Genomic DNA, 14,802 nt, shown 5'->3' on the forward strand with positions numbered 1-14,802 from the left:
TATGGTTTTCCTTAGATTTTGAGCGACAATAATCAACTCACACATTCAATGTTTTAAAACTAAAATCCCGGCCATCAAATAAGCCCTTATCACTTAATTTTAATTCCGGTATCACCAACAAGGCCAAAAAAGACAGTGTCATAAAAGGTGCTGTCAGTGTAAAGCCCAGCGATTTGGCTAAATGATCAATCTGCTCATACTCCCTAGCCACATTTTCACCCGTATCCAATGACATCAAACCGGCAACTGGCAAAGCTAAGGTATGCACCCGTTCTTTATCAACCACACAAATCCCGCCTTTTATATCAATCAGCGTATTAATGGCTTTTTGAATCGCAACAATATCACAACCAATGGCAATGATATTGTGTGAATCATGCGCAACCGTTGATGCTATAGCCCCCGATTGAATCCCCGTGCCCGTGACAAAAGCATTTGCCGGCAGTGCATTTTCTTGATAACGGTTTAACACGGTTAATTGCGCAATATCGTTATCAGGCTTGGCACTTAAAATAAGCTTATCCGGGGTCACTATCTGTTGCTTAAAATCATCACTATGGCATAATTTTTCCTGAGTAAAAAGTTTGCCTTCACAGACATCAATGACGCGAATTTGACCTATAGATGCGGTGATTTCCAGTGTCTCCAAAGCAACCTTTTTTGCCTTAAAGCAATTGGGGGCGCTTTCACTGACAGATGCTAATAGCGTCTGCCCCTGCTGTGCCACTTTTTCACCACCAAGCCAGGTGCTTTTGACAGTAAAATCCTTTAAATTATCCACTAGCACCGCATCCATAGCCTGCCCTGTCTGCAAGCAAGCTAAGGGCAATTGATAATGCTCAACGGGGGTAATACAAGCACAAGTGAGCACATCAAACACATTATGTCCCAATGCAACTGCCGCAATGACTAATTCATTAATATGCCCATGATAAAGTTGATCAGGATGTTTATCATCACTGCAAAACATGACCTTGTCTGGATATTCACTGATCAGGGGATGCAAAGTAGTAAAATCTCTGGCCGCCGATCCCTCACGAATCAGGATTTTCATCCCTGCAGCAATTTTGTCTCGCGCTTCAGCTAAGCTGGTACATTCATGATCAGTGGAAATACCCGCCTGTGCATATTGAGCAGCCTTATCTGACACTAAGCCCGGCGCATGACCATCAATGGGAAAACCATATTTTTTCGCCAGTGCCAGCTTCGCCATGACCTCTGGCGAAGACGACAGGACACCGGGGAAATTCATCATTTCGGATAAATATTTCACCTTTGAAGATGCGAAGAGTGTTTCAATATCAGCCAATGAAATTTCTGCACCCGCCGTTTCAAACGGTGTGGCTGGCACACAAGAAGGCGCACCAAAAAACACGTTAAAGGGTGTTTTATCTGCGTTGGACAACATAAATTCCACCCCTTGAATGCCCAGCACATTGGCAATTTCATGAGGGTCAGACACCGTGGCAATCGTGCCATGACGTACAGCCAGCCTAGCAAACTCTGACGGCAATAACATCGAACTTTCGATATGCACATGAGCATCGATAAAGCCGGGCAAGAGATAATCCAAACCTGGGTCTTCAGCGCCTAAAGTCTCAATATGGCTAATAATTCCCTGTTGCCAGGACAACTTATTAGATGAGATAGTTCTAGACGAAAAATCCAATAAATTAACTTTTAATTCAAATACTTGTTCATTTGGCATTATTACAACTCATGGTATTCAGTGAGGGCAGAATTTTTGTGATCGCTCATGGTACATTTTATATAAATCTTAGAATTAAAATATCATAATTTTCCATGAATTGATTGAAAAACATCTATAAGTTTCCTATCCTAAGTTAACGATATTAATATTTTAGGATACAGGAATATGTCCTCCCTCAAATTCACTTTTCACTATTCATTCTTTTTTATCCTGTTTATCAACCTTATAAACAGCTCCGCATGGGCTGAACCCGTCATTGTTTTTTCATCGGGCAAGGCTGATCCTTTTGTGACTACCGCACATGATGGTTTCTATGACTTAATTTTAAAAGAAATGTTTCAGCGCATTGGCTTATCTGCAAAAGCAGAGCTACAGCCATCCGAACGTTCACTCATTAATGCCAACTCAGGCATTAATGATGGCAATGTAGCACGAATTATTGGCCTGGAGAAAAAATATAAAAACTTAATTCGAGTCCCCGAAAAGATGGTTGACTATGAATTTGTTGCTTTCACAAAAAATAAAAATATCACGATTAAAAACTGGGATAGTCTTGAAGCTTACAATATCGCCTATATCACTGGCTGGAAAATTTTTGAAAAAAACGTCAAACACTATAAGTCATTAGTCAGAACACAAAATATTGAGCAACTTTTTCAATTACTTGAAAAAAATAGAATTGATATCGCCTTATATGACCGCTGGAGTGGTGCTTGGAAAGTGAAACAGCTAAAAAGTGATATTTTTCACCTTCAACCACCCATTGTTAGTAAAAAAATGTATCTTTATGTCCATAAAAAACATAAGGCTCTAATCCCGTCACTGACTAAAAGTCTGCAATCAATGAAAGAAGACGGTACCTATCAACAAATCTTCAAAAAAACATTACATCATTAACCTGAAACCATTAATCTAGAACAGGTAATATCAATGGCAATTAAAGCCGCCATCTACAAAGTTAAGCTGGCAATCAGTGACTGTGATAGGAATTATTTCCAGAGCCATGAATTAACCCTTTCCTGCCACCCTTCTGAAACTGAATCACGCATGATGGTACGTCTATTGGCTTTTGCTTTATATGCCAGTGATGAACTAACTTTCACCAAGGGCCTATGTGCTGACGATGAACCTGACTTGTGGAATAAAAACCTCAGTGGTGAAATTGAACAATGGATCAGTTTAGGACAAATTGACGAAAAACAGTTGAGAAAATCACTGGGGCGTTCAAAGCAAGTCATTATTGTGACTTATAACGGCCATAAGTCATCTCTTTGGTGGGAAAAAAATCAGTCCAAATACCAACAATTAAATCACTTACAAATCATTAATATCAACGCAGATGAAGTCGCTGCAATGCTAGATTTAGTCTCTAGAAATATGGATTTACAGGTGACCATTCAGGATAGTATCCTTTGGTTGAGTGACTCTAAAAATATTGATAGCCAAACACTTATCATCGAACCGGAAGTTTGGTTAAGAAGCAAATAAAAAAAGATTAAAACTACAATTTGGCAACCAAATATTTTTATTTTATCGATATGCGGGCACAATCGGGCATCAAATACCTTTCAGATATCTGTTGTTAAGCACACAATCAACTACCCAGAATATCCTTTTTTACACTTGCTAGAGCACTCTCAATCGCAGCAAAGATAATCTTATCTGACTTTTTATTATCATTTTCAGGGATATCCCAATCCATTGCCCGGCGATATTTTTCAATCAATTGTTTGACGTCGTCTACTATTTCACTATGGTAACGATTAATTTCTATGTGCTGCATATCGCTCATATATTTCTCCTGAAATAAAGAAACCTAACAGATGATAATAAACCATCTATTATCATAAAAAAGTGGTTATATACTACTAGGACTGAATATAACATAAGAAGTTCTGTATAAACTAAATTAATTATTAATCAGTGATTTATTGTGGGTTAATAGTGGACAACAATATTACTATTTTTTATTCTTGATCTATATTTTAAAAACTATACTTTGAGTAATACCAGAGCATCCATAGATTGATATTCCGCTGAAGTGTCAGTATATTCTATGGTAGCATTAGATAATATTTTACTGGCGGCAAAGGAACTAATATTGGCATTACAACAGAATAACTCAGGAAACAAATATTCCGAACCGAAAAAACCTGATAGCAATAACCTTGCTCTGGATAGAACGGTCCTAGCCAATGAAAGAACCTATCAGGCCTGGATTCGAACTGGTCTGGCAGCTCTAATTTCCGCTTTGGGTATTGAAAAATTTATGAATGATGTAGAGCCTGTCTGGCCACTTATGATGGTAACTATTATACTGCTTATCTTCAGTGCGGCCGCATTTTTGTTATCAGCCTGGCGTTATGAACATCTGCATGTAAAAATATCGCATCTTGAAGTCGATTTACTACCCGTCAAAATTGTCAAAGTGTTAAGTATATTACTGGCCAGTTGTTCTGTGCTTGCCATTATTGATTTATTAATAACAACATCCAAATAAAACATTAGCAGGATAGATACCCTATGGAGCAGACAAAAATAGAGATTAGAATTATTGCGAGCAGTCTGGTTTATGGAGTTTAAAAAAAAACCACTTAAAGGCATTCAGTCAATATGGGTACCCGTTTCTTTATTAAGCGGCTTATTACTGCTGTCACTTATTATTCAACTGACATTATCCTGGTTGTCCTATAACCGCATCACTCCGGTAAATCAGCATGCTGAACAGCTGGGGGAAATTCAGGCTTTTTTGTATCAAGTAGAAACCACCTTAGCCAGTCAACTACCGGCAAATGAACGCTTAAAAGATACAGAGCGAATTGCTCTGAAAAATTATTTACAAAGCCTGCTGGATCAAAAAAATAATGGCTCTTCTCCGCTTTGATGAGTGAACAACTTATCCATTTCAGCCTATAGAGCTCATCTTTATTTGGCTGAGCAACATAAGCAAGGTTATGTGTATAGGTAAAACTATAAAAAGCCTTCTTGATAAGAAAAGTTTTTATGTATCAATGCTTAACAGGGTTTTGAATGTGAATTTACACTCATCAAAGCGGAGAAGAACCAAAATATAAAAAAGAGTAAAAAAACAGCTATATTTAAGCATTTAAGTTGAACTATTAGGCGTTCAAATGATCAGATCAAGTAGACCAATACTTATAGCGAACTGATCAAATGAACAAAATCTATATTAAACAACTTGGAAATAAATGCAAAAAGTTTTTTTCAGAAAAGACATTAAATGATTTGGGGAAATCCTTAAAACTGGCATCACGCTGTAGGCAAATAACACCTTACCGATTGGGCATGGCTTTTATAACGGTTCTTTCACAACATGAGATAAAAACAATAGCAGATCTTCATCGAGGATTTAATAATCTGTTTGGGATCAATATTGCTTATAAGCCATTTCATAACCAACTACGAAAGAAGCAATTCCCTGTTTTTATGCGTCATATGTTAGAACATTTACTCAATGAGTTTGCCTATCAATCACTGGCATTTAACAAAGGTAGTCCATTTGAAATATTTAAGAAAATCCTATTACAGGATGGTTCTTCTTTTGCTGTTAATCCCAAATTAAAAGACAAGCTTCCTGGTCGTTTCAGCCACTATAACCCAGCGGCAGTTGAGTTGCATGTTGCATTGGATTTATATTCAGAAACACCTGAGACGATTATATTAACTCCCGACACAAATGCTGAAGCCCAATATTTACCAAAGCCTGAGCAATTAGAAGACACTTTAATTATGGGAGACAGAGGCTATTTTAAAAAGGATTACATGTATCGTGTATTACAACAAAGCAGTGTTTATTGCATCATTAAAGCGACTTCAGCAATAAACCCTAATGTTAAAAAAGTACTGATCGATGATAAACAGCTTAAGAAATTTTCAAATAAAAAGCTCAAAGACATAAAAGAAAAATTATCTAAAACTGATGTAATTGATATGGATATTCAATGGGAAGAAAAAGATAAAATAATTAATTGCCGAATGATTGTTAGTTGGAACCCCGTGGCCAATTACTTTCAATATTTAACGACAAATTTGCCACGAGATACATTTTCACCAGAACATATTATTGAAGCGTACCGACTTCGCTGGCAAATTGAGTTGATGTTTAAAGAATGGAAATCATTTGCCAATCTGAGGACATTTGTCACTGAAAAAGAAGCCATTGTTGAGGGGCTGATTTGGGCTTCCTTATGTGCGGCCATTTTAAAAGGTTTATTGCCCATGTTGCTCAAAAGGCGACAGGCGTTGCCATTTCAACACACAAAGTGGCTAAATCTGCTTGTTACTTTATGGGTGATATTATGAATTCAATAATACATGACCCCGATAAAATCAGAATGGCTCTTGAAAAAGCGATTCTATTTTTAAAAAACAATACTCGGCGTGATAGTATAAAGCGAGATAAAAAATCTGGGCGATCAAAACTGGGGCTAAACCCTCTATATGGAGCGTAAATTTATGATGTTAAAAATTCATAATTCCTTAAGGTCCAGCCTATGAGAAAATATTAAATTTTAAAATATAGCAGAAAGAAGTCAGTCATTATCAGAATACACCTAATTTCTTAACCAATAATTAAATCTATAGAGTTTAATCAATAATTCTTTAATTGATTCAAATTCTTCTGCTCTAATCGACTCATCATTGGAAAGGTTAAAGCTAAGTTTATTTAATCGTTTAGATATCTGCCAAGATAACGAATCCCCTTTTGATTCAACCCATGCATCAAGTGATTGTTTGTGATCCATGTCCAATAATAGATGTCGTAACACATGAGGTTGCTTGCTTAACTTTATTTTTTGACAAAACCGTATCCATTCATTGATTTTTTTTATTCCAATAAATAATATCAATATCATCAGTAAGCACAGAATTAATAAAATAACATAGAATAAATATTGCCAATTTTGTGGAATGTAAGTTGCAGTAGGTAAACGTTTACTCAATAATTTCATTTTTCCTTCCTGCACATCAAAATATTGCAATTCAATTACTGGAGACTGCTTTAAACTCCACGCTGGTACTGGAAATCGGAAAACTTGCTTATTATCATACTTACTTACTTAGTTGAATGTCAGCTAATAATACACCCATTTTTTTGGCTATTTGTGTACGTATGCCATAGACTTCTTCCATTAGTAAGCTAGAGTTTTTAATTTCAACTAACCAAAATGGCCGATTGTTTTTGTCATCAAGGTAAGCACTAAGACTAAGATGACCAACAGGTACCGTGGGTGGTATATAGCTTGGTAATGGTTTAACATTGATAGTAATATAAGGTAAATGAAAACGCCATCGCCCCCTACCACGTTGTATGATTTTTGGGGGTTCGAGTGATATAAATCCTGATTTCTGTGCAGTTAATAACCACCGAATTTTTACTTCATCCGGAGTTTTTTCTTGTGCTAAACTTTTCACAACAAAACTAGGGAAGTTTACTTTTTCAACAGTCACTTGATTAGAGGTCTGAAGTAGTTTCTGAACAATACTAATTTGTATTGTTTCACCCTGCCATATAGGTTTATCCGGTACGCCCTGCCAGATAGGCGTACCATTAATTCCTTTTCTAATGGCATCTGTGACTTTAATGCTAATAGGACGTGCAATTGCACCACCTAAGGCTAACGCATGCAGTACAAGATTGCCACTGCGCCTTGGATATAGATGTACAATTTCGGTTTGTTTTAGTAAGCCATTAGTCAAGTTTTCATCATCAATACTTTGATGATTAACAAAAAATTCGCGATACCAGCCTTGAAGATTTGCTTTTCCAGGAAGTTCATCACCGGTATAAACAAGTTTAACTGATAGGAATTTGCCCATTTCAATCGTTGTTTTAGAGGGTATGATTTTAAAATTGGAATTGCTTGCACTATAACAGGGAGATATCATTGATAACAATAACAATAATAGAGAGAGATTAAAAAAAAATTTCACCATGGTCGAACACCTTCAATGATGATAGGCTCATCCGGTAGATAATGAATTCCTGCTTCAATAGGCATTAATTGATTTAATAATTGCGCGGTTTGATAAGGTGAATTAAGCTGTTTGGAAGAAACCCAAAAATCTTTACTTTTAGACTCATAATCTCCAATGTTTCCATTTAAAGAATTGTTATACCGTTTCAAACCACGTTCTAATAATTGGCTAAACATTTTTTGTTGTTCAGCACCTTTAAAACTAGCAATGAAATTTTGTTTAAGCTTTGTTTGTTTTAAATAGAGACCATCCGCTATTAATTCATTAAATTCCTCAGGTATTTTTCGTGCCGCAGCAAACCATTCAGCCCGTTGCTGCGTTTTAGTAATGTCTGCAATACGACGATGTACTGCAATGCTCATACTATCAGAAAAGCTTTTGTTTAAGCGTGTTTTATTCTTATCGACACCTAATAATTGTGCATCATTAAAAAGTATAGTAATCTTCATCTATTTAAAGTTAACATGAGAAACTAAAATGATAGGAAATACAAAATGACAAAAATCACTTGAAACAGCCAAAAAAATATTTAGAAAACTGTCCGGAAAAGTGTTGACACATCATTTTTTGAGCGAGCAATTGGTAAAGAGGTACGTACACATGCGGCATAAGTTGTGGAAAAGAGTAAGACAATTAGCATGTTTATTAAAAAAAGTTTGTTTATCATGTTGTCTTTTCTTGTTTAGGTCTGCGAATGGTGCTAATTAAAAAGATTTGATATTTTTACACCTGTTTTTTGAAAATCATTAACATTTCTTGTCACCAATGTTAATTCATTTATAATTGCAGTCGCTGAAATCTGCTTATCAAGTACATGTTCATGGTGTGGTACTCTAAGTTTACACCAAAGTTGAGCGATTTCTTCATCTATATTTAATTGGTTACCCTGGTATTCATCTAAAATTAAATTTAGCCATTCTTCTAACTGATACGCTTTTTAATATCACTACGATGAAAAAGACGCTTAATACCTCTGTGGATCTCACTAATCACATTGATATCAATTAAATACATCATTTCCTTCAGAGTCAAAATATTTTATCGACAATTAATCGGTCACGTACTTATGACTTAAGCTCAGGCTTCAGTCATATTTTAATTTCATCGTGAGTCAGATGAGTTACCTCAGCAATAAAGTTGATGGCAGCGCCTGCCTGGTACATATTTAGGGCGTTTTTTTACCTCCAACGCCCTTTATCCTAAAAAAATCAGTTGAACCTACTGCGACGTAACTTCTCAATAAGTCTGTGCATTTAAACAGCACAAACTTTACCTTTCAGCAACTCAGGCAGATATGGGATCAAATTTCTCTTGCTGATCCGGTCATTAATAAAATCCCAGAATGAAATTCCTTGTTTCAAACAAGTTTTCTTTAAACTGACAAAGGTATCTCTGCAAAGTTGCCCATCCTTTGAGCGTGTACTACCACTAATTTTACGCTTAATAACATATTCTCGAATATCATTTTCACTCAAATTATTATGAAGAGGAATATCAGGCCGTTCCAATACCAGCAGTAATTCTGTTTTATTTCTTGCCAATCGTTTCAGTGCCTGATTCAACGTTTCAAAGCTTGTTTTAGTCCGGCACAATTCATCAAAATGTTCAGCAATCGCTGACTTCAACGGATCATCTGGCTCAAGTTTATATTGTTTGAGATCATAAAATAGTTCCCAAATCTGAGTATGTACCCAGTTCAGTTCTTTATCATGTCGCTCATTGAGTGGTAGTATCCGCTGAAACACTCTGTCTGCATGTATCCAACATAATGCGTGCAACAAAATATCAAATTGTCCTGCATCATCACTCACAATCACCAAATCACTTGGAAAGCCACTGTTAATTAATGCCCCCAGTAAAGCGCCTTCTGTGGCAATGCGAACATGCCGTTGTGTTATGATACTATTGTTCTGCAGATAGTATTTCCAGGCTTCTTCATTATCAAAGCAAGTCTGATGACTTTGTTCAATAACGCTCAATGGCTTGTGAGGTAATTTTTCTGCTCTCATATAATCAAGTGCTGCATCGTTGAGCGTATAATCAACAGCAGCACCTCGTAACAATTAAATTAATCCGGCTCTTATATCGAGTACTTGAAAACCAGGCAAAGGTTTCATTGCCAACGTGAGTACAATAACCATTCTTTCCATCATGACGACTACCCGTATCATCAACATGGATATAAGTACTATTGTTGATACCGGCAGTTAGCAATGTATTTTTTTCAGTATGAAAATGGTCTTTGTCATGGATTAAAATCTCATTGATCTGACCCGTTGAAATATCAAAACCTAATTCTGTTAATTGTTGTATTATCAATGGCTGAGTCACTCTCTGGTGATAATATTGATAAACGATATAACTCTGTAATGTATGGCCAAAAATGTCCTATATGTGTATCAAAGCTCAATTTTCCTATACAGGTATCACCATCGGGTGTTTTATAGCGAGCCAATCGATAACGAGTATTGAAAGGCTTAATCAGCAGCTCCTGAACAAAATAATCCTGATACCCTAAAAAACGTGAATGTTCTGGCAGGTTATCTGGTTTGATAACGGTGGTTTTATGAATAGCCAATTTCTTCTTTCGTTTACGACTTTTACTAGTCCCATTTCCTGAGTTGTTTTTCTTGCTTCCTGAATGACCTGTCGGATTATCATTGTCATCATCCTTTGGCAATTTACTGGCTCTTATTTTAGGCTTTGGAGGTAGCTTTTTAAGCTTAGCAACTTCTGTTTTAAGGGCATCGATTTCAACCTGTTGGTTTTGAATGATTTCCTGTTGTTGCTCCATGAAAGCAAGGAGTAATCGGACTACCGGTGTCTTTTCTTCTTCAGGTATCTCTGGAATTGGAGGTAATTTTTTCACTATAATCAATACAGGTTGTTTTCAATAAAACAATTGTATCATGGCTTTTAAGGCTCTTTAGTTTGCCCTGTGTTGATCAAACTCCTCTCAGTTAAGATAATATTCAAAAATATTCTATTTCGATCTGAGACAGATCGACAGGATCATTTATAGGGATAAATTACATGGGGCAGTGAAAATGCAATTTTTGTCCTAAATGCTGTCAAGACTTTTTTTGTTTTTATTTCAAGTTTTGCACAGACTTATTGAGAAGTTACACTGCGACCGCCTTATGCATTGAATCTTAAGGATTTTCCAGAACATTTTGACTTCACCCGTAGGGTGACTACGAATAAAGCCCAAATAACCTGTAAAACCCTTAATTTTCAGCACCTAAGTCGCTCTCGCTACGATTCAACTGATTATTTTAGGTTTATTGTTATATATTTTTCATCATGATATTATGTGTATATATTACATAAATATACACCTGAGGTATCAAATGAGAACTAATATTGTTATTGATGACCAGCTAATGGAAGATGCTTTGAAGGCTACAGGCTTAGGCACAAAGAAAGAAGCTGTTGAACTTGGGCTTAAAATGCTAGTAAGACTCAATAAACAACAAGAAATCCGGAAACTTCGAGGGGAACTTAAATGGGAAGGTGACTTGAACGAAATGAGAGGCGGAAAGTGATACTGGTTGACACCAGTATTTGGATTGATTATTTCAATGGTATTGAGAGTAAAGAAACCAACATCCTAGATCTTGCGCTCATCGATGGCATGGTAGTTATCGGCGATATAATAGCAATGGAAATACTTCAAGGATTTAGAAGTGATACAGATTATAATAAAGCAAAAAGTCACTAGCAACTTTGGAACAGTATGAAATGTTTGGTCAAAGTATGAGTATTAAATGTGCGGATAATTATCGTGCATTGAGAAAGAAAGGAGTCACCATTAGAAAAACTGCAGATGTGATTATTGCTAGTTTTTGCATTGAAAATAAAATCCCTTGCTCTTTTCAGATAGAGATTTTATGCCATTCGTTACACACCTCAACTTACTTTCAGTGTCAGACTAGTTGCGCCTCTAAATTTTAACCTAAAATAATCAGTTGAATCGTAGCGAGAGCGACTTAGGTGCTGAAGATTAAGGGTTTTACAGGTTATTTTGGCTTTATTCGTAGTCACCCTACGGGTGAAGTCAAATGTTCTGGAAAATCCTTAAGATTCAGTGCATAAGGCGGTCGCAGTAGGTTCAACTGATTTTTTAGGTTTAATCATTAGAAGCAAAAAATGAAGACTGTGCTCGCCAGTTTGTATGCTGTCTGCCCCACTTATACACTATTAGCCCGAATATAAGGCTTCAAATTGCGCCAGCATTTGTTGCACTTCAAAGTGCTCTAAAAACGCTGTTGTCCTGCTCGGCCATAGCGTTTTCGGCATGGTTCGTCGGCGATTAATGTTTCACAGGCTTGGCTTAATGCGACTTGATCTTCATTCGGAATAACGATGCCTGTTTCACCATCAATGACGATTTCGGGATTGCCGCCCACTGCCGTGACGATACAGGGTTTTGAGAAGGACATTGCTTCAAGCAAGGTCATGGAGGTACCTTCGCTCAATGAGGGCAGTAAAAAATATCCATGATACTTAAATATTGCTGTGGTTCAATGATAAAACCGGTAAAAATAACTTGTTCTGTGATCTGTAGTGTCTGGCACTGCGTTCTTAATGTTTCATTGAGGGGGCCATCACCAACAATGAGTAGGCGGGCATTGGGAAAACGAGCAACAATGTCTTTAAATGCCGCCAATATCATTGAGTGATTTTTGATGGGATCAAAGCGTGAAATAGTGCCTAACACAATCGCGTCATCGGCTAATTGTAATGCTGCACGCAGTTTTTTTCATCCTTTTTGAGTCATAGTCCCGTGTGCTTATGATGTGTCAACACTTTTCCGGACAGTTTTCTAAATATTTTTTGGCTGTTTCAAGTGATTTTTGTCATTTTGTATTTCCTATCATTTTAGTTTCTCATGTTAACTTTAAACAGATGAAGAGAAAGGGCTTTGCCCTCTGGAACGATAGAGCCGTTCCATTCACCCAAGGTATTTTCACAACGGTAATGATCCTGTTACAATATCTTCACGGCACAGGCTGAGGAGCCGATGGCCGTCAACGGTAATGGGCGGCATTTATGTCGCCTTTTACCCCTCTTCAATCAATCGATTTAAGCTATTTCCTGCTGTATTTCATAATCGACTGGTGACAAATAATCATTAGCCGAATGAAGTCGCTCCCGATTATAAAATACCTCAATATATTCAAATGTTGCCTGCTTTGCTTCTACTCTGGTTTTGAATCGACAATGGTGCGTCAATTCAGTTTTCAAACTATGAAAGAAGCTCTGATACAGCATTGTCCCAGCAATTTCCTTTGCGGCTCATAGACTGAATTATGTTATGATCCGACAATATTTTTCTATGACTATCAGAGGCATATTGGCTACCTCGGTCAGTATGCCAAAGCAATCCATCCATTGGTTTACGCTTCCATATGGCCATCAGTAAAGCATCATTGACTAGCTTGGCTTTCATTCGCTCATCCATCGACCAGCCAACAATTTGCCTAGAGAATAAGTCAATGACAACCGCTAAATATAACCAGCCTTCCTTGGTGGCAATATAGGTAATATCACCCACATATAGTAGCGATCAGGTTGAGAGACAGTAAACTCTCTTTCCAGTAAATTTGGAGATATACGCTTATTATGCTTGGAATTAGTCGTCGCTTTAAAGCGTCTCTTCGTTTTACAAAACAAACCGGCTTTTTTCATTAATCGACCAATTCTCCGGCGGCTTATATGAACGCCTTTTTCAGCCAGTTTTCTTTTTAAGACGACGGGTTCCATAAGTCTTGCGACTGTCTTCAAACAGTTTTTTAGCTGCTCAGTAAGCGCTTCATTTTCTTTCTCTCTATCCGTTTTAGGAGAGCTAACCCAATCATAATAGCAACTACGGGAAACATCCATAAAACGGCACAGAATCGTTACCGGGTAATCTTTAGCCTGATCAGTTATCCATGCGTACTTCACAAAGTTTCCCTTGCAAAGTACGCTGTGGCCTTTTTAATAAATCACGCTCCTGAATCACTTTTGCCAATTCTTTTTTCAGACGTTTTACTTCATCATAAATGTGTTCATCACAACAGGTTGATCCGTCTCATTAGCTAATTTGACAGCTGATTCTTTAAATTCTGATGTATAGCTTTTATTCGGTTTTTTTGTTTGATCATTCATTTTAGGTCACACTTTTTATCTTTTAGTTATTTTAAGTTGTGTGTCCGGTTAAGTATAGCCACATTAAGTTTGTGCTGTTTAAATGCACAGACTTATTGAGAAGTTACCAACTCTTAGCCCTTTTTTACTCTCGTTTGCCAGACTCCACCCCGTAATAAAAACAAAAAAAGCAACCCCTATTTGTTTAGTATAAACTGGCTGTGATATTAAATTGAATATATTGAGTGGGTTACCGACCACATGGCCATAGACAATTAAAAACATGCCTAATGCTTTCATCCAATCGACAAAATGTTGATGTTTTACAGGGGGCGTCATAGTAGCATCTTAATCAAGTATTATTATCATCGAGTTTTTTCACAAACCGCGCGGGATTTCCCGCCATAATCACATGTGAGCAAATATTCGTGGTTACGACAGAACCTGCCCCTACCATACTCCCCTCTCCAACATCTGCCGCAATAATAGCACCCTCTCCAATCCAAACATTGTCTGCTAATTTTACCTGACTCAAGCGATCAGCGGAATAGGGCGTCCACGTACCATCATCTCCCCGTACATGTAATGCTTTACCGCTTAATATGCTTACACGGCTTCCAATTAAACAATGATCACCTAATTCAGACGAGCCAATGATTGAATAGCTACCAATATAGACATGCTTGCCCACTTTGCTATAACGATGGGAAAAAATAGTACCAAAACCAATATGACAATGCGCTGAGCATTCGTCCAAAATAAGAGAATAAAATCCTCGACGCAAAAAAGCCCCCGGAACGCCTGGTTGTAAGGCTAGAATATGCGTACAAATATTAAAAATGAATTCCACGTCTTTAGAGAATAATATTTCTTCCAGTTTACAAAGAGCAACCAGAGGAAACACAAGCAACTGGGATAACAGATTTAATAAATATTTTAAGCTTTGTTTTATCATATTA

16 protein-coding genes and 3 pseudogenes are annotated in these 14,802 nt (G+C 37.0%); 7 read left to right on the forward strand and 12 right to left on the reverse strand.

Going from position 1 to position 14,802, the window contains the following annotated elements:
• Nucleotides 1-37: 37 nt before the first annotated feature.
• On the reverse strand, nucleotides 38-1,708 hold the full coding sequence (gene ade, locus JEU79_RS21650) for an adenine deaminase (protein ID WP_198265723.1): 1,671 nt from the start codon (nucleotides 1,706-1,708) through the stop codon (nucleotides 38-40).
• A 168-nt stretch (nucleotides 1,709-1,876) separates the two neighbouring features.
• Here ade and JEU79_RS21655 point away from each other — a divergent pair, with 168 nt between their 5' ends.
• On the forward strand, nucleotides 1,877-2,608 hold the full coding sequence (locus tag JEU79_RS21655; RefSeq protein WP_198265724.1) for a substrate-binding periplasmic protein: 732 nt from the start codon (nucleotides 1,877-1,879) through the stop codon (nucleotides 2,606-2,608).
• Between the two features lie 33 nt (nucleotides 2,609-2,641).
• Nucleotides 2,642-3,199, forward strand: a complete 558-nt coding sequence (locus JEU79_RS21660; RefSeq protein ID WP_198265725.1) for a YaeQ family protein — start codon at nucleotides 2,642-2,644, stop codon at nucleotides 3,197-3,199.
• 106 nt (nucleotides 3,200-3,305) lie between these two features.
• Here the strand turns inward: JEU79_RS21660 and JEU79_RS21665 are convergent, their stop codons facing one another.
• Nucleotides 3,306-3,503, reverse strand: coding sequence for a hypothetical protein (locus tag JEU79_RS21665; RefSeq protein ID WP_198265726.1), 198 nt, complete (start codon nucleotides 3,501-3,503; stop codon nucleotides 3,306-3,308).
• 249 nt (nucleotides 3,504-3,752) lie between these two features.
• Here JEU79_RS21665 and JEU79_RS21670 point away from each other — a divergent pair, with 249 nt between their 5' ends.
• The 3 genes from JEU79_RS21670 (at nucleotide 3,753) to JEU79_RS21680 (ending at nucleotide 6,034) form a co-directional block, all read left to right on the forward strand.
• Complete coding sequence (locus JEU79_RS21670; protein ID WP_214660648.1) at nucleotides 3,753-4,211, forward strand: YidH family protein; 459 nt, start codon at nucleotides 3,753-3,755, stop codon at nucleotides 4,209-4,211.
• Nucleotides 4,212-4,283: 72 nt separating this feature from the next.
• Nucleotides 4,284-4,595: a hypothetical protein gene (locus tag JEU79_RS21675; protein ID WP_214660649.1), complete on the forward strand. Its 312-nt coding sequence runs from the start codon at nucleotides 4,284-4,286 to the stop codon at nucleotides 4,593-4,595.
• 290 nt (nucleotides 4,596-4,885) lie between these two features.
• Nucleotides 4,886-6,034, forward strand: coding sequence for an IS4 family transposase (locus JEU79_RS21680; protein WP_198265729.1), 1,149 nt, complete (start codon nucleotides 4,886-4,888; stop codon nucleotides 6,032-6,034).
• 251 nt (nucleotides 6,035-6,285) lie between these two features.
• On the opposite strand, the gene JEU79_RS21685 is transcribed toward JEU79_RS21680, so the two are convergent.
• The 6 genes from JEU79_RS21685 to JEU79_RS27055 form a co-directional block, all read right to left on the reverse strand.
• Nucleotides 6,286-6,684: a hypothetical protein gene (locus tag JEU79_RS21685; protein WP_198265730.1), complete on the reverse strand. Its 399-nt coding sequence runs from the start codon at nucleotides 6,682-6,684 to the stop codon at nucleotides 6,286-6,288.
• 100 nt (nucleotides 6,685-6,784) lie between these two features.
• A complete protein-coding gene (locus JEU79_RS21690; RefSeq protein ID WP_198265731.1) occupies nucleotides 6,785-7,669 on the reverse strand; it encodes a BatD family protein in 885 nt (294 codons plus the stop codon).
• On the reverse strand, nucleotides 7,663-8,160 hold the full coding sequence (locus tag JEU79_RS21695; protein ID WP_198265732.1) for a hypothetical protein: 498 nt from the start codon (nucleotides 8,158-8,160) through the stop codon (nucleotides 7,663-7,665). The genes JEU79_RS21690 and JEU79_RS21695 overlap by 7 nt, the downstream gene beginning before the upstream one ends.
• Before the next feature lie 804 nt (nucleotides 8,161-8,964).
• The gene (locus tag JEU79_RS27045) at nucleotides 8,965-9,774 is read right to left on the reverse strand and encodes an IS66 family transposase (protein WP_198262761.1); all 810 of its coding nucleotides are present in this window, start codon (nucleotides 9,772-9,774) and stop codon (nucleotides 8,965-8,967) included.
• Nucleotides 9,752-10,030 (reverse strand): hypothetical protein, encoded by a 279-nt coding sequence (locus JEU79_RS27050; protein WP_343074995.1) that lies wholly within the window; start codon nucleotides 10,028-10,030, stop codon nucleotides 9,752-9,754. The genes JEU79_RS27045 and JEU79_RS27050 overlap by 23 nt, the downstream gene beginning before the upstream one ends.
• Nucleotides 9,996-10,580, reverse strand: a complete 585-nt coding sequence (locus JEU79_RS27055) for a hypothetical protein (protein WP_246540457.1) — start codon at nucleotides 10,578-10,580, stop codon at nucleotides 9,996-9,998. The genes JEU79_RS27050 and JEU79_RS27055 overlap by 35 nt, the downstream gene beginning before the upstream one ends.
• 481 nt (nucleotides 10,581-11,061) lie before the next feature.
• On the opposite strand from JEU79_RS27055, the gene JEU79_RS21705 reads away from it, so the two are divergent.
• Nucleotides 11,062-11,256 carry a type II toxin-antitoxin system VapB family antitoxin gene (locus JEU79_RS21705; protein ID WP_198265733.1) on the forward strand — a complete coding sequence of 65 codons (195 nt, stop codon included), beginning with the start codon at nucleotides 11,062-11,064 and terminating at the stop codon, nucleotides 11,254-11,256.
• Nucleotides 11,253-11,646 (forward strand): annotated as a pseudogene (vapC, locus tag JEU79_RS21710) (type II toxin-antitoxin system VapC family toxin). Before JEU79_RS21705 ends, vapC begins: the two are co-directional and overlap by 4 nt.
• A 321-nt stretch (nucleotides 11,647-11,967) precedes the next feature.
• Here vapC and JEU79_RS28995 read toward each other — a convergent pair.
• The 4 genes and pseudogenes from JEU79_RS28995 to JEU79_RS21745 form a co-directional block, all read right to left on the reverse strand.
• A pseudogene (locus JEU79_RS28995) lies at nucleotides 11,968-12,431 on the reverse strand (glycosyltransferase).
• Between the two features lie 365 nt (nucleotides 12,432-12,796).
• Nucleotides 12,797-13,864, reverse strand: a pseudogene (locus tag JEU79_RS29000) (IS3 family transposase).
• 78 nt (nucleotides 13,865-13,942) lie between these two features.
• A complete protein-coding gene (locus JEU79_RS28185) occupies nucleotides 13,943-14,182 on the reverse strand; it encodes an acyltransferase family protein (RefSeq protein WP_343074996.1) in 240 nt (79 codons plus the stop codon).
• A gap of 13 nt (nucleotides 14,183-14,195) precedes the next feature.
• The gene (locus tag JEU79_RS21745; RefSeq protein WP_198265739.1) at nucleotides 14,196-14,798 is read right to left on the reverse strand and encodes an acyltransferase; all 603 of its coding nucleotides are present in this window, start codon (nucleotides 14,796-14,798) and stop codon (nucleotides 14,196-14,198) included.
• Nucleotides 14,799-14,802 lie beyond the last annotated feature (4 nt).

This window comes from sulfur-oxidizing endosymbiont of Gigantopelta aegis, assembly GCF_016097415.1.
Taxonomy (GTDB): Bacteria; Pseudomonadota; Gammaproteobacteria; order GRL18; family GRL18; genus GRL18.